Genomic DNA, 19,712 nt, shown 5'->3' on the forward strand with positions numbered 1-19,712 from the left:
CGATGTGACGCAGCTTCGTCGACATCGGCTTGACCACGATTTCTTCGGTGTGGAACACGCCGTCGACGACGATGCCGAAGGTCTGGCTGCCGACTTGCGTCACCACGATGAAGCCGTTCTCGGGATCGGAGGCCGCGCCGTCGTCGATCTTCAGCAGCTTCTTCAGATGGATCAGCGGCAGCAGCTTGTTGCGCAGGCGCAGCACGGCGGTGTCCTTGATGCGCTCGATGCGGTGCTCGCTATTGGCGCGGGCCCGGACCAATTCCACCACCGAGAGCTGCGGGATCGCAAAGCGGTCGCCGGCGGCTTCGACGATCAGCGCCGAGACGATGGCGAGCGTCAGCGGGATCTTGATGGTGACGGAGCTTCCTTCGCCGGCGACACTCTTGATGTCGATGGTGCCGCCGATCTGGTCGATATTGGTGCGGACCACGTCCATGCCGACGCCGCGGCCCGAGACCGAGGTGATGGCAGCGGCAGTGGAGAAGCCCGGCGCGAAGATGAACTTGTGGATCTGGGCTTCGCTCATCTTCTCCAGTTCAGCCTCGGTGACGAGACCGGACGAGAGCGCCTTGGCCTTGATCTTCTCGGTGTTGAGGCCGCGGCCGTTGTCGGCGATGCAGATGATGATGTGGCCGCCCTCGTGATAGGCGGACAGGCGAATGGTGCCCTGCTCGCTCTTGCCGCTGGCGAGGCGCTCGGCGGGGGTCTCCAGGCCGTGATCGGCGGAGTTGCGCACCATGTGGGTGAGCGGGTCCTTGATCAGATCGAGCACCTGGCGGTCGAGCTCGGTGTCGGCGCCGTGCATCTCGAGCTCGATCTGCTTGCCGAGTTCGGATGAGAGATCGCGGACGATGCGGGGCAGCTTCTGCCAGGCATTGCCGATCGGCTGCATGCGCGTCTTCATGACGCCTTCCTGCAGCTCGGCGGTGACGTTGGAGAGACGCTGCAAGGGCACCTTGAACTCGGTGTCCTCGTTGCGGCGGGAGATCTCCAGGAGCTGGTTGCGGGTCAGGACCAGCTCGGAGACCATGGTCATCAGGTGCTCCAGCGTATCCACGTTGACGCGGATCGACTGGTTGGCGATGCGGTCGCCCTCGCCCGCCATCTCGTCGGCCATCGACTTCTTCGGCGCGGCCTTCTCCTTAGGCTTTGCGGCTTCCTTCGCCACGGGCGCTTCAGCCGCGGGCTCGGCCTTTGCCTCAGCCTGAGCAACGGGCACCGGCGCTTCGATCGCGGTCTCGCGGAAGGCACGCTCGAGCTCGTCGAGCGAGACCTCGCCCGGACGCAGCGGACGCTCCAGGGTCTGATCGACCAGCGTGCCCATGGTCATCTCCTTGGCGGGGGCGGCAGCCGGAGCTTCCGGCACCAGCGGCGGGGCGTCAGCGACGGGAGCAGGCGCAGTTGCACCGGCAGCCATTGCCGCCATGCCCTGCTCGACCATCGCTTCCAGCTTGTCGATGAGATCGCGGTCGTTCCCCTCCGGCTCGGCCTCGGTCGCCTCCAAGCCAGCCAAAATCTCCTTGATGCGGTCGATCGAGGACAGGATCACCGTCACCGCCTCGGCCGTCACAGGCATGCCGTCACGGAATTTGCCCATCAGGGTCTCGCCGGCATGCGCCAGCGCTTCCAGCCGCGGCAGGCCGAGGAAGCCGCAGGTGCCCTTGATGGTGTGGACCAGGCGGAAGATGTTATCCAGGATCTTGGCGTTGTTCGGCTCCTGCTCGAACTTCACCAGCTGATTGTCCACGGTGTCCAGGCTCTCGCTGGTCTCCGTCAGAAACTCCCGCAACAGATCATCCATGAAAACAGGCCTTCATACAGGAAGGGCGCGCACGAGGCGTGATGCGCCATTTCGGAATGGGGCCAGCTTCACCGCAAAGCGTTTAATATTGGTTGAGTATGTGCAAAAGAACGGAACCAACAAAGAGATAAGGCGCTCCGGACAAGCCGAAGCGCCTCGTAAAGATTGCATTAACGCGTCGCGAGCGAGGCTTCGCGTTTACGAAGCGGTAACGATGATGGCTTCGCCTTCCGGCTTGAGCGTCACGGTGAGCCCGCAGGCCTGCGCGAGCAGCCGCGTATAATAAGGCTGGATCGCATGCGCATCCGCAGCAGGCCCGCGTTCGCCGCTCAGGAGCTCGGAGATGTTCTGCGGCAGGCGTGCATTGTGTCCGGTCGCGGTGATGCGAAAGCTCATCGTCTCGCCCTCGCCGACCGGATCGACCGTCAGCATGCCGCCGCGCGGGATCGTGTGCTGGGCGACGACCAGCATGTTGAGCAGCAGCTTGACGCGGTTCTTCGGCAGCAGCAGCCGCGGCAGATTCCAGGTGATCGAGCACTTGCCGTCCTCGATATGGCCCTTCGCCATGGTCTGGGCATCGCCGAGATCGATCTGCGCGCCGGAGGAGCCGGCCGCGCCGAAGGCAAGGCGGCAGAACTGGAGCCGGGCTGAGGCCGTCTTGGCGCTCTTGCGAATCAGGTCGATCGCGAACTCGCGGTCCTCGGGCTTGGGATCGTCATCGAGCACTTCGAGTCCGTTGACGATGGCGCCGACGGGGCTGATGAGATCGTGGCAGACCCGCGAGCACAGCAGCGCGGCGAGTTCGAGCATATCGGGAGCGGCAGTGGTCGCGGGCGACGAGGCGTCAGACATAAAATGGGGTCCTGGAGGGTTCCTGGAATTGCACGGCGCTGGACGCCGCGAATCACGCATGCTTGACGGATGCTGCGGGTTCTAACATTCGCAACCCCGCGGCAGCTAGCTTGCGATCGGTTCGAGGCGGCCATAAGCCAAGGCGAATCGATCGGGGCGAATCAGTGGACGAGGAACGAAATTGCCGACAGATGAGGCATGCAGGTGAAGCGGATCATTGACGGAGCGGCCGCTGCCGGCCTGATGGAGCCGCTGACTGCGCTGGTGGTGAAGGCGGGCGAGGCGATCCTCGCCGTCAACCGCGCTGGCATGCGGATCGACGGCAAGCAGGATGGCTCGCCGGTGACCGAGGCCGACCTTGCCGCCGACCGCATCATCGCGGACGGACTCGCGCAGCTCGCGGGCGACGTTCCGACGCTGTCGGAGGAGCGGACCCAGCTCGCCTCCCCGCCGTTCCAGGGCAGCTTCTTCCTGATCGATCCGCTCGACGGCACCAAGGAGTTCGTCGCCGGCCGCGACGAGTTCACCGTCAACCTCGCCTTGGTGACGGACGGCGTGCCGCTGCTCGGCATCGTCAGCGCGCCTGCGCTCGGCCTGCTCTGGCGCGGCATCGTCGGCCGCGGCGCCGAGCGCGTGAGGTTCAACGGCGCGACGATCGCCGCCGCCGAGCCGATCCGCACCCGCAAGCTGCCAACGCGCGGGGAGCCCTGGATCGCCGCAGTGAGCCGTTCGCACGGCGATGCCAGAAGCGAGGCGTTCATCGCCGACAGGCCCAATGCCGTCAGGATGACGTGCGGCTCGGCCGTGAAATTCGGCCGGATCGCGGAAGGCAGCGCCGACATCTATCCCCGTTTCGGGCCGACCTCGGAATGGGACGTCGGGGCCGGCTGCGCGGTCGTGACCGCGGCCGGGGGCAAAGTCACCGACGGCAACGGCGGCGAGATCCGATTCGGCCAGCGCGGCGACACCGGCTTCATCATCCCGGAATTCATCGCCTGGGGCGACAAGCAGGCGGTAGGCTGCTACTGACCGGGCTCGCTACTGCCCGAGCTTCTCCTGCAGGGCCGGCCAGCGCTTGCCCACCTCATAGAGGAAGCGCTCGGGATCGGCGACGAAGGCGTCGCGATTGTCTTCCCGGCTGAACAAATAGAGCCGCTGCGCCACGATCGCGAAGAAACGCGGGTTGGCGGCGACGGTGATGCCGCGGGCGATATCGACCGGATCATAACCGCCGAATTGCGGTCCGTAGATTTCGGGATGGGCCTGGAAAGAGGCGCGGTTGCCCTCGTTCCGGAAGCGCCAGACGGCCCCCCAGAGGTTCGCCTCGAACTCCGCCGTCCCCTGCACGGCCGCGCCGGCGACGAAATAGGCGACGGGGTCGAAGCCCTCGATGGCGACTCCGGTGAAGCGGTTGACGACGATCCGCTCGGTGGTGGTGGCCGCTGCCGGCCCGCCCGCACTGAGGATGCAAATGCCCGCCAGCAGGCAGAGGCGGCGGGCGATCAAGGCAATTCCGGGGCGCAAAGGGCTATCTTCCTGCCGTTGTGCCGTCATAGTTGCTGCGGATAACATCCGAGTCGAGGGGACATCCGGCGCAACCTAGAGCCGTGCCTGTTGGCGTCAGGTTAAGGAAGCGACCGGATTCGGTACCAGGGGTTCTTTTATGACTTTCGCATCACGCCTTGCTGCGCTCGCGCTTGCCGGGATGATCGGCTGGATCGTGCCGGCCTCCGCGCAGCAGGCGCCGCCGCCTGACCTGCCGCCGCCGCAGCGGTCCCCGACGCCCAATACCTATGGGCCGGACGAGCTGGTCACCGCCGGCCATCGCTTCTTCGGCAACGTCTCGCGCGGGCTCGCCTCGATCATCGAGAAGGCGGTCAGCCAATGGGGCCTGCCGAACGGCTACATCCTGGGTGAGGAAGGCTCCGGCGCCTTCGTCGCCGGGCTGCGCTACGGCGAAGGCACGCTCTACACCAAGAATGCCGGCGACCTGCGCGTCTATTGGCAGGGCCCCTCGCTCGGCTTCGACTGGGGCGGCGACGGCGCCCGCACCATGACTCTGGTCTACAACCTGCCGGCCACCAACGCGATCTACCAGCGCTTCGCCGGCATCGACGGCTCGGCCTACATCATCGGCGGCTTCGGCATGACGGCGCTCACCGCCAACAACATCGTGCTGGTGCCGATCCGCTCCGGGCTCGGTCTGCGCCTCGGCGCCAATATCGGCTATCTCAAATACACCCCGCGGGCGACCTGGAACCCGTTCTAGGCCCGCGTCCTCCCCACTGCCCACCGATCAAGGTTAACGACAGAGCGGGGCTGGCTTTCTGCCGGCCCGCCATGGCATTGTCGTTGGTGAATTTTTCCTTAAGCTTGGGAGTTCTGGCCCATGGTCGAACCGATCATGTACCTGGCGATCGGTTTCCTGCTCTCCATGTTGTGCGGGCTCGCGATCGTGCCGCTGGTGCATAACCGCGCGGTGCGCCTGACCACGCGCCGGCTCGAGGCCGCCACCCCGCTATCCATGGCCGAGATCCAGGCCGACAAGGACCAGCTCCGGGCCGAATTCGCCATGTCCGCCCGGCGGCTCGAGATGAGCGTCGAGCAGCTCAAGAACAAGACCACGAGCCAGCTCGCCGAGCTCGGCAAGAAGAGCGACGCCATCAACCGCATGAAGATCGAGCTCGGCGAGAAGAACGCCACCATCTTCGCGCTGGAGGCGCGCGAGAAGGCGGTGAAGGAGCAGCTCCGCGCCACCGAGGAGGAATTCGCCGCCAAGACGGCGTCCTTGCGCGAAGCCGAGATCGCGTTGACGGACAAGCAGGCCGAGCTCGCCAAGATCAACTCCGAACTGTCCGACCGCTCGATGATGGCGGAGAGCCGCCAGGTCGAGCTGGTCGCGGTGCGCGCGCAGATCGAGGAATTGAAGCACCGCGTCGGCGATGCCGAGAAGGAATTTGCCGCCACGCAAGCGCGCCTCGCACAGGAGCGCACCGAATCCGAGACCGCCTCGCGCGAGCTCGGCGAGGCGCGCGGCCGCGTCGAGAATCTGAGCCAGCGCGTCACCGAGCTCGACCGCCAGCTCATCGTGCAGGTCAAGGAGGCCGAGATGCTGTCGGGCCGCGTCGCCGATCTGGAAGCACGCCTCGCCACGCAGGGCAAGCTGCTCGCAGAGCGCGACTACGAGAACAACCAGCTGCGCCAGGCCAACGAGGCCAACGAGCGCACCATCAAGGAGCTGCGCGTCGAGATCGCGGGCCTCAGCGGTGGCAAGTCGTCGGCTGCGATGGAGCAGCTGCGCGCGGAAAAGGCCGCGCTGGAGGAGCAGCTGCGCAGCGCGCGCGACGAGCGCGCGAAACTGCAGCGCGACGTCAACGCGATCCAGCAGCAGGCCGAGAGCTCCTGGGCGACCGAGCGCATGGAGAACGCGCTGCTGCGCGAGCGCATCAACGACATCGCGGCCGAGGTGGCAAAACTCGCGATGCAGCTCGAAGGCCCGAATTCGCCGATCGAGGCCCTGCTCGCGGCCGAGGCCGGCCAGCCGCCGAAGCCGGCACCGCGCCCGGCCAACGACGCCGCAACCAACGGCACCCCGGCGCCCCGCCTGCCCGAAGGCGGCGGAACGCTCGCCGAGCGCATCCGCGCGCTCCAGGCCCACGCCTCCCGCGCCCGTCAGCAGGGCGCGTAAACCGGCCGAAATCCGGCTTCCGCCGCGGGTGGCGCGACCTGGCGAAGGTTTTCCGCCTCGGCGACGCCCTCAAAACTTGACACCTTGGGCCGGCACTTCTAAATCGCGGGCTCCGATGTGCCGGCCGGCCTAAGGTTGCGGCCGCCTGCATGATGGTCCCGGGCGCATAGCTCAGCGGGAGAGCGTTCCCTTCACACGGGAGAGGTCCAAGGTTCGATCCCTTGTGCGCCCACCACGCTTCGCCAAAAGGCTTCGCGTGGCTCAGCCACGCCCAATAGTTAGCGAAGCGTGTCCGGCGTAGCTCGAAGAGCGTAGCCAGACTGCGAGTCTTGCTTCCGCCCTGTCAAAAATTCGAAAACAACCCCATGCACAGTAGACGGCACCAGCGGGATCAAGGGGTTACGATTTTTCCGAATTTTTCTTGCTTCGTCGGGCAAAACAGGGGCATGATGGCATGATCGAAAGGGGCGCACAGATGATCGTCGCAGTTGGAGCGGCCAGGCATCGATGAGCGGGACTTCGGCTCACGGAGCCCGAAGCGGCAATCCCTGTTCTGCAAGCACCCGCACGGGCGGAAAAGAGACGCAATCCACGATGTCGAACAGCACGCTGATGCTGCCGCTGAATGACTGCGCGAAAGCGATCGCGTCATCGCGCTTTGCCTCGGCGATTTGTGTGCCGAGCGTGCAATGCGGTCGCCAGTTTTCGGGCCGATAGTGCAGCCGACACAAGGCGGGATCGATTGCAGCGCTGATGGAAGCGTGCCAACTGAGGAGCGTTTCGTCGAATTCCGGCTCCGCCCAGAGCACTAGCGGCGGACCTGCAAACCAACGAATTCGCTTGAACGCGATCAGCAATTGCCCTTCGTCTCCAACTGCGCGGAGCATGGCCTCCCACGCGGTCTTGGCGGTAATCTCGGGCGTATCGTAGATGGCGAATGTAAAATGCGGCCGATAGCCGAGAGCCCGCATCGAAGGCTGGCTCTCAAACGCTGCTACTTCATCCCACAAGGCTTCGATCTGCTTTGTCGAGGAATCGTCGGACCGAATGTTGATCGCCAAAGCCATGCGCTGGTCGCTCAGTGAACCAACCGATTTTTGCCGCACCAATGGCGACAAAACCAGGCTTTTTGTGCGCTAGTGAGCCATAAGAACGGCGATATCCGCGTGCTCCAGGATATAGCTGGTCGGCCCACCGAATATCATCTGCCGTAGCCGCGTGCGGGTGAAGGCTCCCTTGACCAATAGATCGCAACCGTGTGCCCTGGCGGCATCGAGGACCGCCTCACCGGTTTCGCGCCCGTCCAGCTCAACGCTGATCAAGCTGGCCGCAATGCCATTGTATTGGAGTTGCCGAGCGATCTGACCGGCAGACGGTCCCGGCACCGCCTGGCCGCCGACAACGGTTAGGACCGATACCCTTTCGGCCAGACGAAGCAACGGCATGGCAAACGCGTTTGCCCGAGCTTGCTCGGTACTCCCGTTCCAGTGGATCATGATGTTTGTTGCGACGCTTCTTGGTGCATTCGACGGCGCCAGCAGAACGGGCCTGCCGCTCTCAAACAGCGCGGACTCAATCGCGCGGCGGTGGGGGCCCACCGCATCAATGTCAGACCGCGCCATCACGATCAGATCGAAGGCGCGTCCATGACTTCCGACAAAGTCTTCGCCCTCAGGCGCGTTCTCCAGCCAGCCGAAGCATGGCGGGCTCGATCCCGCGGTGGCTCGAGGAACATCGTGCTTAAGCATGAATGCTTCGAAAAAGTTGCGCATGTCGTTCAGTTCGGCTTCGCTCTTCACTTGATACGTATCCAGGAGAATGCCGGTGGCCAATTCGGCAGCCGCATATTGAGGGATGCCGAAGCGGAGTGGAAAGCCTTCGATATAGGCGCCGGAGCGTCGCGCTAGACCTACGGCCACAGCGAGCGTGGATGTCATCATCGGAATATTCTGAAGCGGGACCAGGAGCGTCTTCATTTTGAATCTCCGATTTTTTTGACGAACATTGACGGAGGAAGCCTGACTTCAAATTGGGGTAGTGCCTCCGATAGCTTTACCTTGCGAGCCGTTCCCGTTTGCCAGCGGCAATAGTTGTCATCATGCGGCCTGCTCAAGCCTCATATCGATCTCCTGGCGCAGCGCCGCGAAGTCGATTGGCTTGGTCAACAGATCGGCGGCGCCCTTCTCCAGCGCCTTGCGCTTGGTCTCGGCATCACCGTAGGCCGTGATCATGATTACAGGCACATCGGGGCGGGCCGAGCGCACGATCGGCAGCATCTCCAGTCCGCTCATTCCAGGCATGTTGATGTCGGACAGGATCAGAATCAGGGTGGCATCCCCAATCACGGCCGCGCGCTGCAATGCCAGGGGCGCCGAGGATACAAATTCCATCAGAAAACGACCGGCGCGCAGATCGCGTCGAAACTGCTGACGGAACAGCGCCTCGACATCGGGCTCGTCGTCGACCACCATGATATAGACGCTCAACTTCTGCCTCCGCTCTGCAACGGTGCCGCCCGCGTACGCGGCAGCGTAATGATGAACTCGGTATATTCGCCCGGCTCGGTCTCGACCTCGATGCTGCCGCCGTGCTGCTTCACGATGATGTCGTGGCAGATCGAAAGCCCAAGGCCAGTTCCTTCGCCGGCGGGCTTGGTCGTGAAGAATGGATTGAATATCTTCTCCCTGACGTCGGCCGGGATGCCGGTGCCATTGTCGCGAATGCGGATTTCGACGGCGCCGCCGAGGTCTGTGGTCGTCGCGCGCAGCATTGGCTCGAAGCCGTCGCCGGCGGCGTCCCTTTGCTTGCTGGCCGCGTAGAAACCGTTTGACACCAGATTGAGGAACACCCGCGTGATTTCCTGCGGATACAGCTCGAGCGCTCCCGCAGACGGATCGAGCTTTCTTTCAAGCGTGATGTTGAAGCCGGCTCTTTCAGCGCGGGCTCCGTGATAGGCCAGGTTGAGGCTTTCTTCGAGGATGGCGTTGATGTCCGCCGCGCGGCGTTCGCCGGATCCTTCACGGGAGTGCAGAAGCATATTCTTGACGATGGAATCGGCGCGCGTTCCGTGCTGCACAATCTTTTCCAGGTTACCTTGCAGCATGTGGATCAACGCGTCGATGTCCTGCCTTTCCGTCTCGCCCAGGCCGGCTGAGCGCAGCGCGTCGCCGAGCTCGTCGGTCAGTTCGGAGGACAGCGCAGCAAAATTGTTGACGAAATTGAGCGGGTTCTTGATCTCGTGCGCAATGCCGGCGGTGAGTTGCCCGAGCGAGGCAAGTTTCTCGGTCTGGATCAGCCGATCCTGCGCGTTTCGCAATTCCTCGAGCGATTGTGACAATTCCATGGTGCGCTCGCGCAGTTCATTCAGCAGGCGTGCATTCTCGATCGCGATCACGCCCTGGTGTGCGAAGTTGGACACGAGCTCGATCTGCTTGTCTGTGAACGGTTTCACTTCCTGGCGGAAGATCGTGATGGTGCCAATCAGCTCATCTTCCTTGAGCATGGGCACGATGACGAGGGTCCTTGCGCCGGCAAGGTCGGCGAGTGCGCGAACATTGGGGTTGCCTTCGATATAGGGCGGCTGCGTCCTGATGTCGTCTATATGAACCGTCTGATGAGTCTTCTCGACGGTGCCGAGCCCGCTCGCGGGATGTGGGCGAATGTTCTGGTACAGCCGGGTATCGACGTAAGCTTGCGGCGCGTTGTGCAATGCGACCGTGCGAAAGCCGCCCTCCTCGTAGAGATTCATGGTGCCAAAGCCGGCGCCGCAAATTCGCGTCGCATTCTCCAGCATCTTGTGGAAGACCGGACCGAGTGCGCCCGAGGAAGCGCTTATGATTTCCAGCACCTCCGACGTTGCCGTCTGCCGCTCCAGCGATTCATTCAATTGCTCGAACAGACGCACATTGCCGAGGGCGATAACGGCCTGATCGGCAAAGGTCTGCAGCAAGGTGATCTGCTTGTCGTCGAATGGGCGCACCTCCATACGACGCAGCACGATCGCCCCCATGCTCTCGCCTTCGCGCAACAGCGGCACACTCAAAACAGTCCGAACGTTGGAGCGAGCCGCATATTCGCGTCCTATCGGGTATTCCTCTCCATCGGGCCCAAGCAAGTCGTGCACTTGAACGGTGCGACGATCGACAATCGCCCGGCCGGTGGGCGATTTGACACTGATCGCCCGCCGGCTCCACACCACGGGAACTTGTCCATGGTGCGCCTCGATGACGATATCGTCGCCATCCCTCAGAACGACCAGCGCATCATATGCCTCGCAAAGCCCGCATGCGCTTTCCACGATCGCCTTGAGCACCGGACCGACTTCGGTCGGAGAGGAAGCGATCACCCTCAAGATATTGGCGCTGCCGGTCTGGTAGGTCAGCGCCTCGGATAGATCGCGCGTCCTGGTCTGCAATTGTTCGAAGAGCCGGACATTCTCGATGGCGATAACAGCCTGATCGGCGAAGGTCTGTACGATCTCGATCTGTCGGTGGCTGAACGGGCCCGGTGCCGGCCGAGCCAAACTGAGCACCCCGATCGCAACGCCCTCCCGGACGAGAGGTACGTTGAGGGTCGCTCGATAGCCGCCGATCCTCGCGAGGTCATGCCGCGAGAAGTCGGGGTCTTTCATGAGATCGGCGACATGATCGACCCGGCCGGTGAGCGCTGCCCGGCCGCTCGGCGTGTCGCGGCTCGGCGCAAGCGGCTGGCTCTTGCGTAGCGCGACCCATTCCGGTGGGTTGTTATGGGAGGCTTCCAGGTGCAGCAGCCCATCGCGAATGAGATAGATCGCGGCTCTAGGGTCGCCGCAGAGCCGTGCGGCCGAGCTGACGAGCGTCTCGAGAACATTGGGCAGGTCGAACGCTGAACGGCTGATCACCTTGAGCACGTCGGCCGTTGCGGTCTGCTGGCGCAGCGATTCGCTGAGATCCTCAGTGCGTTCGCGCAACTCCTTGAGCAACCGCGCATTCTCGATGGCGATCACGGCCTGATCGGCAAATGTGGCTGCGAGCTCGATCTGCTTTTCCGTGAAAGGCTGCACGCGCTTGCGAGCAATCACGATCGCGCCGATCGGCTCATTTTCGCGCATGAGAGGAACACCGAGCGCCGTGCGCTGACCGGCCATGGCAGTCGACTCGCGCAGCCCGTATTCGGGATCGGCAGCGACGTCAAGGATCTGCACTGGACGGCGCTCGAGCACGGCCCGACCTGTAACCGTGCTCCGGCCGGGCGTAATTGGGTGATCCTGCAGGAACTCGGTGTATTCCTCGGAAAATCCGACCGCCGCTCCGGCCTGATATTCATCGCCCTCGCGGCGCATGATGAAGGCCATCTCCGCCTCGCACAGCCGTGCCGCCGAATCGACCAGCGTGTTGAGCACGGTTTGCAGATCGAAGGTCGAGCGGCTGATCACCTTCAGCACATCGGCCGTCGCGGTCTGCTGCTGGAGCGATTCGGCGAGATCGCGCGTCTTGGCCTGGACCTCATCGAACAGCCGCACATTTTCGATCGCGATCACGGCCTGATCAGCGAAAGTGGAGACCAGGTCGATCTGCTTGTCCGTGAACGAGTTCGCGGTCTTGCGGCCCAGGAATAGCACGCCGATCACTTCTCCGGACCGAAGCAGGGGTACGCCCAGAAGGGTGCGGTAACCTCCGGCCCTCTGTTGCTCGGGATAGGCATAGTCGGGATCGACCAGGACATCCGGAATCTGAACAGCCTTGCTGCACAGCAGGACGCGCCCGACCAGGCTGCCGCGTCCCGCATTGAGCCGAACGCCCGCCGAGACCTTGGCCCACTCGGGCGAGAAATTGTACCGAGTTGCATGATAGAAGGAACCATCGGCGTCCTGCCGGAGGATTGCCGCCATGTCGGCCCCACACAGCGACGCCGCCGATTCCGTCAGCGTATCGAGAACCGTTTGCAGATCGAACGCGGAGCGGCTGATGACTTTCAACACATCGGCGGTCGCGGTCTGCTGCTGCAGCGATTCCCGCAGGTCGTCGGTACGCGCCTGCACCTCGTCGAACAGCCGCGCGTTCTCTATGGCGATGACGGCCTGGTCGGCGAAGGTCTGCAGAAGTTGCACATGATGCGGAGCGAAGGCCCCCGGCTCGGCCCGCGTGACGCTGATCATGCCGATCACCGTGCCGCCGGTCGCGAGCGGAACGAACAACATGCTGCGAAAGCCGCGGGCACGCGCGATGAATTTGATGTCGTTCGTCAGCGCTTCAGTATCGGGGGTCGGCACCACTTTGCCGGCCTGTGTCCTCGCCATACTCTCGAAATCGGCGATCGGACGCGGAAACATCTCCTTCAAAGCTTCATCGGCGGCAGAATTCGTCGGCGTGAACGCCGCCAAGTGGGCATTGCCGTCGATGAAGCGGAATACGGTCGTCGAAAAGCCGCCGAGCAAGGCATTTGCGCGCCTCGCGATCGCATCGAAGACCGGTTTCACCTCCGATGGCGAACTGGCGATGATCTTGAGAATGTCCGCGGTGGCGGTCTCGCGATCTTGTGCGGCGCGCAATTCGGCCAGGAGCCGCGCGTTCTCCTGCTGCAAGTCCGCCACAACGTCCTGAGGAAGCGCGGCCATGATGAAAATCCATGTCGCCAGCCGGTTCGCGGCCGACGTCAAAATCTAATCAAGAAAGCGTCGGGAATTATTCCACCATCAGGTGCTTCCGACCAGACATACCGGGAGTTGATTTTCAATCGACTGCGCGTCAATTCGTCTCTCGCGAGCGCCGTAGGATTGCGTCCCGAAACACCTAGGAGAAACCCCATGGCGACCATATTCATCACCGGCAGCACCGATGGCCTCGGCCGGGCGGCGGCCCAATCGCTGCTCGATCAGGGGCACCGCGTGGTGCTGCACGCGCGTTCGGCCGATCGTGCCGCGGTTCTCGGCGGGCTCGCTTCGCGTGCCCAGGGATTGGTGATCGGCGATCTCAGGAGCGCGGCGGAGACGCGGAGCATCGCCGACCAGGTCAACGCGATCGGGCGCATGGATGCCGTCATTCACAACGCCGGCGTCTACACGCGGCCGAGCCGCGGCGCGACGCCGGAAGGCCATGCCGAGACGCTGGCCATCAACACGCTTGCGCCGTTCATGCTGACGGCTCTGATCGCGCGGCCGGCCCGATTGATCTATCTCAGCAGCGGATTGCACCGCGGCGGAGAGGGCTCGCTCGACGACCTCGATTGGACCAAGCGGACGTGGGACGCGGGCACGGCCTATGCCGAGAGCAAGCTGCACGTCGTCGCGCTCGCCTTCGCGCTGGCACGGCGCTGGCCCGACGTCCTCTGCAGCGCCGTCGATCCCGGTTGGGTGCGCACGAAGATGGGAGGCGCGGGCGCCCCGGTCGATATCGACACCGGGCAACGGACCCAGACCTGGCTGGCGGTCAGCGAGGATCCCGCGGCCCTCGTGAGCGGGCGCTACTGGCATCACCTCGAGCAGCAAGCGCCGGCCCGTGAGGCGACGGATCCGAGATTTCAGGACCAGCTGATCGGCAAACTGAGTGAGCTGACGGGCGTCGAGCTGCCGGAGGCGTGACGTTCGATGCATCCTCGTCATTGCGAGCCAACGGGTCCGCGCGAAGCGCGGCCCGATGACAGGCTCCACGCAGCAATCCAGAATCCCTCCGCGGAAAGACTCTGGATTGCTTCGTCGCACCAGTGCAAAATTGCTTCGCAATTTTGTCACGGGCTCCTCGCAATGACGGCGGAGCGGCGATTCACGTCGCGCGCTGTGGCCGCCAGGCCGTGTAGAGACCGATCAGTGTCCCCATGGCGACCAGCGCGGCTGCCAGCAGCACCTGCAATTCGCCATCGTCGGTGGGGCCGATGGACGACACCAGCCGGGATACGATGACGAAAAGAATGCCCACTGCGGCCGCGGCACCCACGCAGAGATAAGCGAGCTCGCGCGTCAGGCTGCGGCCGAGCAGTCCGAGCGCCGTGAAATACATCGAGCAGGCGTTGGGATGAACGAACAAGGCAATGCGCGCATAGCGGCCATAGGCGTCGAACAGGGACTCGCATCGGCGCAGGGCCGCCTTCGAGGCCACCCGCTGCAGAAACGGCCTGAAGAAACGCGCTTGTCCATAGCTGAGAACGGCGCCCAGGATGATGGCGAGCCACGCCGCGAGGAAGACGGAGCCATCCACGGCCTTCGGACTGAGCGCCATGGACATCAGGATGAGGGCGGTGCCGGGAAAATAGCCGAAATACGGGAAGACCGCTTCCACCAGCACGCAGGCGAACATGAAGGCTGGAAACCATGCCGACCCGGCCGCGCCATGGACGATGGCGTTCAGGTCGAACAGGCTCGTCCTGTAGAGAACGAGGTACATGCACATGGCGAGGCCCGCCAGCGCATAGAACGGCAAGGCTCCAGACAAAAACCGTCTCATCCGATCATCAACTTCGTTTGGCGGAGACGACGGCCTCGCGCTGTTCCGGATCACGCTTTAGGCGAATGGGATTGAGGCTGTCGATGGCGCTCTTTGCCACGCAAGCTTCCCCGGGCTGCCCGCCTCTACGCAATCGAGAGAATCTCGATCTCCTGCGCGCCCGAACCGACGACGTCGCCGACCGCCTTGCCCATCAGCGACCGCGCGACCGGCGCGACGAACGAGATCGAGCCGGCCTTGGGATCGGCTTCGTCCTCGCCGACGATGCGGTAGGTCTGGACGCGGCCGTCGGCGCGGCTGAAGCTCACGGTGCTGCCGAACGCGACGACATCGGTCGCGACAGGATCGGGCATCACCTGCGCCGTGCGCAAGCGTTCGGTGAGATAGCGGAGATCGCGCAGGGGCACGGCGGACTGCCGGCGCTTCTCGTTGACGTCCTCGATGGCTTGCGCGGCTTCATAGGCCGCCCGCGCTTCGGCGAGCTGCGCCTGCAATGCGTTGAAGCCTGCTTCCGTCACGAGGTTCGGATGCGGCGAGATCGGGCGGTCCGGCAACAGCGTCTCCGACGCGGTTTCGGCGCTCTCTTCCTTGGTGAAGGCGACGCTCAATTGAAGATCCTGTCGAACTGTTTCGCTTGCGACGCCATGGCGCCGACGACCGAGATTATATCTCAAGTTCGACGAAACGGCGGAGCTTGAAGACGAGGTCCGGCACGGCCTGGCGGAACCGGGTTGCGTTCTGGAAACTGGTGGAGAACGGCGCGAAAGTGAGCATCGCGTTCCAGTGCCGGTAACCATAGACCGTGACCGAGACGCCGGAACTCGGGAAGTTGTCCAGCTTGCGCAGCTCGCCGAGCACGAGATCGGCGATCGCCTCCGCCGGCAGCAGCCGCTTGCCGTCGCGCGTGGTTGCGATTTGCGCGGGCGGCTCGGCCGGCTCGGCGGCCGCCGCTGCGGCATCGGGCGCGCTCTCGGCTTTGGCCGCATCGGACCTGAACTCGGACCTGGACGTCGCGGCCGGCTCCACGGGATCCGCCGGCACGATCGGCGGGACCTCGGCGAGCGGAGGCGGTGCAACAGGGTCTGCGCGCTTGTTGCCTCCCAGGATGCTGCTGATCATGGCCACAAGGCCGGCATCCTTCACCTCATCGCTCATCATTCCCCCCGGGCTTCCGCCTACTCTAGCACCGCTCGCGCAGACCGCCACCGGCGATGTGGCAGGGCTATCGCACATGGGAGCTCTTCCCTTGCGGCCATCCTTCGAGACGCCCGCTTTGGCGGGCTCCTCAGGATGAGGTCGGAGCGCGCCAGCAGCTTCAACGAGCGCTGGTGCCGCAGAGCCTCATCCTGAGGAGGCGCGTAAGCGCCGTCTGGAAGGACGAGGCGTGCGCGCCGGCCGCGCCACAAGTCGTATGAGATAATCCTGGGCGACAGCGTGCGATCCGTTACTGTTTGGCGAACGGAATGTATTGGTGGTACCGCTTGGGCACCGAGCTGCGGTAGCGCGCCGGCACGGTGCCGGTGTCGACCGAATGATCGATCTCCTGCTGGCGGGTCATCTTCTTCTTCGCCGGCTTCTTCGACGCGCTCTTCTTGCCGTCAGTGGGCTGGCTGGACGTGTCGGTGGTCGCGCTTGGCGCTGTGGTCGTCGCAGCCGGCGCAGTGCTTGTCGCGGCAGGCGCATCGGTTCCGCCCGTGGCCGGCGCGCCCTGCGCCAGCGCGAGCGGCGATTGCATCATGAGCATCAGCGCTGCCGTCGCAGCCAGCAAATATGATTTCTGCATCAGAACCTCCAAAGTGCCTGATCCGAATGAGCCAGCGTAGGCCTCCGGCATCGACGCGTGCAAGTCCGCCCTTGATAGGCCCGATCGCACGCCGGAACTGTGGTGGGGGTCACACTCCCGGCATGGTCTGCCTCACGACATCGCAGCGCGCGCAGGTGCGCAATGGCGCGCTCGGCTATGCGCGAGCTGCGCGGCCGGTCTCCTCCAGGCGCGAGGCGAACCAGCGTGACAGCGGCTCGTCGACGGCACCGCTGACATAGACCTCCGACATCGTCACATGTTGCCTGTCCAGCACCAGGAGCAGGCCGATCCAATAGGGAAACCAGACATGGACGTCGGTCAGCGCCCGCAGCTTGTGCTGGTCGTGATCGAGCGGCGTGTGGTTGCTCGCCTTGCGGATCTCCACGGCTAGCAGATTGTTCGGGATCTCGCGCTGATGCACGACGACATCGGGGTAGATCGACTTGCCGAGATGGTCGTCGGTCGAGATGATGGTGCCGTGCGGCAGATGCAGCGTGCGCTCGCCGAGCCGGTCGTAATTGCAGTCGACCGACCAGCCCGAGAACTGCTTCTCCAGATGCACGGCGAAACGGTGCGTGACCGCCCGCTCGCCGACGTCCTTCTCGAACAGGAAACCCTCGTGGGCGTAGAACTCCCGGAGCGCCGCGATCACCTTGTTCAGCTCGGTCTGCATCGTGCCTCCGGGCTCACGGCGCTCTGTCTGTTGCCGCCCTACATCTGAACTTCGATCAGCCGCGGGCCGGGCTCGGCGACGGCCTCTGCCAGCGCCTTGTTGAACTCGTCGGCGTTGGTGACGGCGCGGCCGGGCACGCCCATGCCCTTGGCCAGCGCCACGAAGTCCAAGGTCGGGCGGTCGAGGCGGAGCATGTCGTTGGCGCGCTGGCCGGGCTCGCCGGCGCCGACATTGTCGAACTCGCCGCGCAGGATCTGGTAGATGCGGTTGGCGAACACGATGGTGACGATGTCGAGGTTCTCGCGTGCCTGGGTCCACAGCGACTGGATCGTGTACATCGCGCTGCCGTCGCCGACCATGGTGATCACCTTGCGGTCCGGGCAGGCGATCGCGGCACCGATCGACAGCGGCGTCGAGAAGCCGATCGAACCGCCCATGTTCTGCAGCCAGTCGTGCGGGGCGGCCGCCGCCGTCGGCGGGAAGAAGCCGCGGCCGGTGGTGAGGGATTCGTCGACCATGATCGCGTTCTCGGGGATCGCACAGGCAATGGCCTGCGCGATCGAGGCGAAGGTAAGCGCGCCGGTCGGCTTGACCAGTTCCTGCAGAGCCTGCGGCTTGACGTCCCTGGTGCTGGCTTTCACGGCGCCGGCGAGCGCCTCGAGCGCGGCGACCGAATTCTCGCCCCAGGAGGTCATGCGATGCACCTCGCAGCCCTGCGGCTTGAGCATGCTCGGCTTGTTCGGATAGGCGAAGAACGCCACGGGATCGTCGGACTCGACCAGCACGATGTGACGGAATTTTGCCAGCATCGGCAGGGCCTGATCGATGACGTAGTGGATGCGGTCGATCGAGAAACGGCCGCGGCCGCGCGCCATCTTCGGACGGAAGGTCGGGCCCATCACGGTGCAGCCGGTCTTGCCGGCGATGCGCTCGGCCAGCGCCAGACCCTGCGCGCTCAGCGCGCTGCCGGTCATCAGGAGCAGCGTGCCTTCGCCGTCGCCATGCAGGATCTTTGCGGCCTGCTCGACCGCCTGCGGCGAATAGCTGGCGCGCTGCTGCTCGGCCGGAACCTCGGCGATGCCGTCGGCCTCATTCCAGGCGGTGTCGGCGGGCAGGATCAGGGTCGCGATCTGCGGCGGCGCGCTTTTGGCGGCGGCAATTGCCGCCGCGCCGTCGGCGGCGACCGATTTGGCATCCGGGGAGGTGCGGACCCAGGACGACATCGGCCGGGCCAGGCCTTCGATGTCGGAGGTGAGCGGCGCGTTGTAGCCGATGTGGTAGACGGCGTGCTGGCCGACGATGTTGACGATGCCGGAATTGGCCTTCTTGGCATTGTGCAGATTGGCAAGGCCGTTGGCGAGGCCGGGGCCGAGATGCAGCAGGGTCGAGGCCGGCGTGCCCTTCATGCGGAAATAACCGTCGGCCGCGCCCGTCACCACGCCTTCGAACAGGCCGAGCACGCAGCGCATGCCGGGGACACGGTCGAGCGCCGCGACGAAATGCATCTCGGAGGTGCCGGGGTTGGTGAAGCAGACGTCCACCCCGCCCTTGACCATCGTCCGCACCAGGCTTTCCGCACCGTTCATTCTGTCTGCTCCCGCAACCGGCATTTCCAGCGATCCGTTTGATCAATCATTGTTCGCGCCGCCCGTCAAAGCAATAGCGGGCATTGCGGCCCAGCCCCGCGCGACGACACGCCGGTTTGGCTAACGCTTTCCAGCAAATTGGCGAGAGTTGCGATTTGGTAACGCCAGTCGTCAACGATGCCACCCTCACGGGCCCGTGGCTTGCGGAATGCGCGCAAATATGGCCTCTGGATCCAGTTGAATCGATTTTTTTCTGGGGGAAATGATGATCCGGTTTTTTGCCGCACCGATGGCCGCAATGGCGCTGCTGCTGGCTGGCGCAGCCGACGCGTCCGCGACGGGGATGATAGACTTCACGGGCACCAGTTCCACCAGCTATATCGGCCGCGGCGGCGCGAGCCCGATCCCCCGCACCACCGTCATGTATAACGGCACCTACGCCCCGGGCACCGTCGTGGTGAACACCGCCGAGCGGCGGCTCTATTTGGTGCTCGGGAACGGGCAGGCGCTGCGCTACGGCATCGGCGTCGGCCGCGACGGCTTCCGCTGGGCCGGGGTGCACAGGATCACCGCCAAGAAGGAATGGCCGGACTGGACGCCGCCCTCGCAGATGCTGGCGCGGCGGCCGGACCTGCCGCGCCACATGAAGGGCGGCATCGACAACCCGCTCGGCGCCCGCGCCATGTATCTGGGCTCGACGCTGTACCGCATCCACGGCTCCAACGAGCCGGAGACGATCGGTCAGGCCGTCTCCTCGGGCTGCTTCCGCATGACCAACGACGACGTCACCGACCTCTATAGCCGCGTCTCGATCGGCACCCCGGTGGTGGTGCTGAACAACTGACCAGGAACCCGCGCGGCGCGTGAATTTGCGGCCTTGTGCGCGCG

At 64.4% G+C, this 19,712-nt stretch carries 18 protein-coding genes, 1 tRNA gene and 1 pseudogene; 6 read left to right on the top strand and 14 right to left on the bottom strand.

Annotation, left to right across the window (positions count from 1 at the left end):
• Both P0R31_RS30760 and chpT read right to left on the bottom strand, forming a co-directional pair.
• Nucleotides 1–1,804 (bottom strand): chemotaxis protein CheA (locus tag P0R31_RS30760; protein ID WP_275518267.1); only part of this gene is annotated, 1,804 nt, incomplete at its 3' end.
• Between the two features lie 198 nt (nucleotides 1,805–2,002).
• Nucleotides 2,003–2,656, bottom strand: coding sequence for a histidine phosphotransferase ChpT (chpT, locus tag P0R31_RS30765; RefSeq protein ID WP_275518269.1), 654 nt, complete (start codon nucleotides 2,654–2,656; stop codon nucleotides 2,003–2,005).
• 198 nt (nucleotides 2,657–2,854) lie between these two features.
• Here chpT and P0R31_RS30770 point away from each other — a divergent pair, with 198 nt between their 5' ends.
• Entirely contained in the window at nucleotides 2,855–3,685 is an 831-nt protein-coding gene (locus P0R31_RS30770; RefSeq protein ID WP_275518270.1) for a 3'(2'),5'-bisphosphate nucleotidase CysQ family protein, read from the top strand.
• Between the two features lie 9 nt (nucleotides 3,686–3,694).
• Here the strand turns inward: P0R31_RS30770 and P0R31_RS30775 are convergent, their stop codons facing one another.
• Nucleotides 3,695–4,180, bottom strand: coding sequence for a YHS domain-containing (seleno)protein (locus P0R31_RS30775; protein ID WP_275518272.1), 486 nt, complete (start codon nucleotides 4,178–4,180; stop codon nucleotides 3,695–3,697).
• A 139-nt stretch (nucleotides 4,181–4,319) separates the two neighbouring features.
• Between P0R31_RS30775 and P0R31_RS30780 the strand changes: the two genes are divergently transcribed.
• The 3 genes from P0R31_RS30780 (at nucleotide 4,320) to P0R31_RS30790 (ending at nucleotide 6,579) form a co-directional block, all read left to right on the top strand.
• On the top strand, nucleotides 4,320–4,925 hold the full coding sequence (locus P0R31_RS30780) for a DUF1134 domain-containing protein (protein ID WP_275518273.1): 606 nt from the start codon (nucleotides 4,320–4,322) through the stop codon (nucleotides 4,923–4,925).
• Nucleotides 4,926–5,045: 120 nt separating this feature from the next.
• The gene (locus P0R31_RS30785; protein ID WP_275518275.1) at nucleotides 5,046–6,344 is read left to right on the top strand and encodes a hypothetical protein; all 1,299 of its coding nucleotides are present in this window, start codon (nucleotides 5,046–5,048) and stop codon (nucleotides 6,342–6,344) included.
• Between the two features lie 160 nt (nucleotides 6,345–6,504).
• Nucleotides 6,505–6,579: transfer RNA gene (locus P0R31_RS30790), tRNA-Val, on the top strand.
• Nucleotides 6,580–6,868: 289 nt separating this feature from the next.
• On the opposite strand, the gene P0R31_RS30795 is transcribed toward P0R31_RS30790, so the two are convergent.
• From P0R31_RS30795 to P0R31_RS41130, 5 genes and pseudogenes are all read right to left on the bottom strand, one after another.
• Nucleotides 6,869–7,411, bottom strand: a complete 543-nt coding sequence (locus tag P0R31_RS30795; RefSeq protein ID WP_275518276.1) for a 2'-5' RNA ligase family protein — start codon at nucleotides 7,409–7,411, stop codon at nucleotides 6,869–6,871.
• Nucleotides 7,412–7,480: 69 nt separating this feature from the next.
• On the bottom strand, nucleotides 7,481–8,320 hold the full coding sequence (locus P0R31_RS30800) for a universal stress protein (RefSeq protein ID WP_275518279.1): 840 nt from the start codon (nucleotides 8,318–8,320) through the stop codon (nucleotides 7,481–7,483).
• 120 nt (nucleotides 8,321–8,440) lie between these two features.
• Nucleotides 8,441–8,830 carry a response regulator gene (locus P0R31_RS30805; RefSeq protein ID WP_275518281.1) on the bottom strand — a complete coding sequence of 130 codons (390 nt, stop codon included), beginning with the start codon at nucleotides 8,828–8,830 and terminating at the stop codon, nucleotides 8,441–8,443.
• The gene (locus tag P0R31_RS30810; RefSeq protein ID WP_430516878.1) at nucleotides 8,827–11,859 is read right to left on the bottom strand and encodes a GAF domain-containing protein; all 3,033 of its coding nucleotides are present in this window, start codon (nucleotides 11,857–11,859) and stop codon (nucleotides 8,827–8,829) included. Before P0R31_RS30810 ends, P0R31_RS30805 begins: the two co-directional genes overlap by 4 nt.
• Nucleotides 11,860–11,904: 45 nt before the next feature.
• Nucleotides 11,905–12,939: pseudogene (locus P0R31_RS41130) on the bottom strand (GAF domain-containing protein); the annotation flags it as partial.
• Nucleotides 12,940–13,128: 189 nt separating this feature from the next.
• Here P0R31_RS41130 and P0R31_RS30815 point away from each other — a divergent pair.
• Complete coding sequence (locus tag P0R31_RS30815) at nucleotides 13,129–13,902, top strand: SDR family NAD(P)-dependent oxidoreductase (protein ID WP_275518284.1); 774 nt, start codon at nucleotides 13,129–13,131, stop codon at nucleotides 13,900–13,902.
• 181 nt (nucleotides 13,903–14,083) lie between these two features.
• On the opposite strand, the gene P0R31_RS30820 is transcribed toward P0R31_RS30815, so the two are convergent.
• From P0R31_RS30820 to P0R31_RS30845, 6 genes are all read right to left on the bottom strand, one after another.
• Nucleotides 14,084–14,761 carry a hypothetical protein gene (locus P0R31_RS30820; RefSeq protein WP_275518285.1) on the bottom strand — a complete coding sequence of 226 codons (678 nt, stop codon included), beginning with the start codon at nucleotides 14,759–14,761 and terminating at the stop codon, nucleotides 14,084–14,086.
• 125 nt (nucleotides 14,762–14,886) lie between these two features.
• Complete coding sequence (gene greA, locus P0R31_RS30825) at nucleotides 14,887–15,369, bottom strand: transcription elongation factor GreA (RefSeq protein ID WP_275518286.1); 483 nt, start codon at nucleotides 15,367–15,369, stop codon at nucleotides 14,887–14,889.
• Nucleotides 15,370–15,424: 55 nt separating this feature from the next.
• Nucleotides 15,425–15,916, bottom strand: coding sequence for a hypothetical protein (locus tag P0R31_RS30830; protein WP_275518287.1), 492 nt, complete (start codon nucleotides 15,914–15,916; stop codon nucleotides 15,425–15,427).
• Between the two features lie 289 nt (nucleotides 15,917–16,205).
• Nucleotides 16,206–16,544, bottom strand: coding sequence for a hypothetical protein (locus tag P0R31_RS30835; protein WP_275518288.1), 339 nt, complete (start codon nucleotides 16,542–16,544; stop codon nucleotides 16,206–16,208).
• A gap of 175 nt (nucleotides 16,545–16,719) precedes the next feature.
• Nucleotides 16,720–17,238 carry a hypothetical protein gene (locus tag P0R31_RS30840; protein WP_275518289.1) on the bottom strand — a complete coding sequence of 173 codons (519 nt, stop codon included), beginning with the start codon at nucleotides 17,236–17,238 and terminating at the stop codon, nucleotides 16,720–16,722.
• Nucleotides 17,239–17,276: 38 nt separating this feature from the next.
• Nucleotides 17,277–18,824, bottom strand: a complete 1,548-nt coding sequence (locus tag P0R31_RS30845) for an acetolactate synthase large subunit (RefSeq protein ID WP_157284959.1) — start codon at nucleotides 18,822–18,824, stop codon at nucleotides 17,277–17,279.
• A gap of 265 nt (nucleotides 18,825–19,089) precedes the next feature.
• Here P0R31_RS30845 and P0R31_RS30850 point away from each other — a divergent pair, with 265 nt between their 5' ends.
• On the top strand, nucleotides 19,090–19,668 hold the full coding sequence (locus P0R31_RS30850) for a L,D-transpeptidase (protein WP_275518291.1): 579 nt from the start codon (nucleotides 19,090–19,092) through the stop codon (nucleotides 19,666–19,668).
• Nucleotides 19,669–19,712: the final 44 nt, after the last annotated feature.

Origin of the sequence: Bradyrhizobium yuanmingense, from assembly GCF_029167105.1 — a bacterium.
Classification (GTDB): Bacteria; Pseudomonadota; Alphaproteobacteria; order Rhizobiales; family Xanthobacteraceae; genus Bradyrhizobium; species Bradyrhizobium yuanmingense_A.

What these genes read in the sequence shown, in the direction of transcription:
- P0R31_RS30840 (WP_275518289.1), bottom strand. Translation starts at nt 17,238, where the DNA reads ATGCAGACCGAGCTGAACAAGGTGATCGCGGCGCTCCGGGAGTTCTAC.
- P0R31_RS30830 (WP_275518287.1), bottom strand. Translation starts at nt 15,916, where the DNA reads ATGAGCGATGAGGTGAAGGATGCCGGCCTTGTGGCCATGATCAGCAGC.
- P0R31_RS30820 (WP_275518285.1), bottom strand. Translation starts at nt 14,761, where the DNA reads ATGAGACGGTTTTTGTCTGGAGCCTTGCCGTTCTATGCGCTGGCGGGC.
- P0R31_RS30780 (WP_275518273.1), top strand. Translation starts at nt 4,320, where the DNA reads ATGACTTTCGCATCACGCCTTGCTGCGCTCGCGCTTGCCGGGATGATC.
- P0R31_RS30800 (WP_275518279.1), bottom strand. Translation starts at nt 8,320, where the DNA reads ATGAAGACGCTCCTGGTCCCGCTTCAGAATATTCCGATGATGACATCC.
- P0R31_RS30835 (WP_275518288.1), bottom strand. Translation starts at nt 16,544, where the DNA reads ATGCAGAAATCATATTTGCTGGCTGCGACGGCAGCGCTGATGCTCATG.
- P0R31_RS30785 (WP_275518275.1), top strand. Translation starts at nt 5,046, where the DNA reads ATGGTCGAACCGATCATGTACCTGGCGATCGGTTTCCTGCTCTCCATG.
- P0R31_RS30850 (WP_275518291.1), top strand. Translation starts at nt 19,090, where the DNA reads ATGATCCGGTTTTTTGCCGCACCGATGGCCGCAATGGCGCTGCTGCTG.
- chpT (WP_275518269.1), bottom strand. Translation starts at nt 2,656, where the DNA reads ATGTCTGACGCCTCGTCGCCCGCGACCACTGCCGCTCCCGATATGCTC.
- P0R31_RS30795 (WP_275518276.1), bottom strand. Translation starts at nt 7,411, where the DNA reads ATGGCTTTGGCGATCAACATTCGGTCCGACGATTCCTCGACAAAGCAG.
- P0R31_RS30845 (WP_157284959.1), bottom strand. Translation starts at nt 18,824, where the DNA reads ATGAACGGTGCGGAAAGCCTGGTGCGGACGATGGTCAAGGGCGGGGTG.
- P0R31_RS30815 (WP_275518284.1), top strand. Translation starts at nt 13,129, where the DNA reads ATGGCGACCATATTCATCACCGGCAGCACCGATGGCCTCGGCCGGGCG.
- P0R31_RS30770 (WP_275518270.1), top strand. Translation starts at nt 2,855, where the DNA reads ATGCAGGTGAAGCGGATCATTGACGGAGCGGCCGCTGCCGGCCTGATG.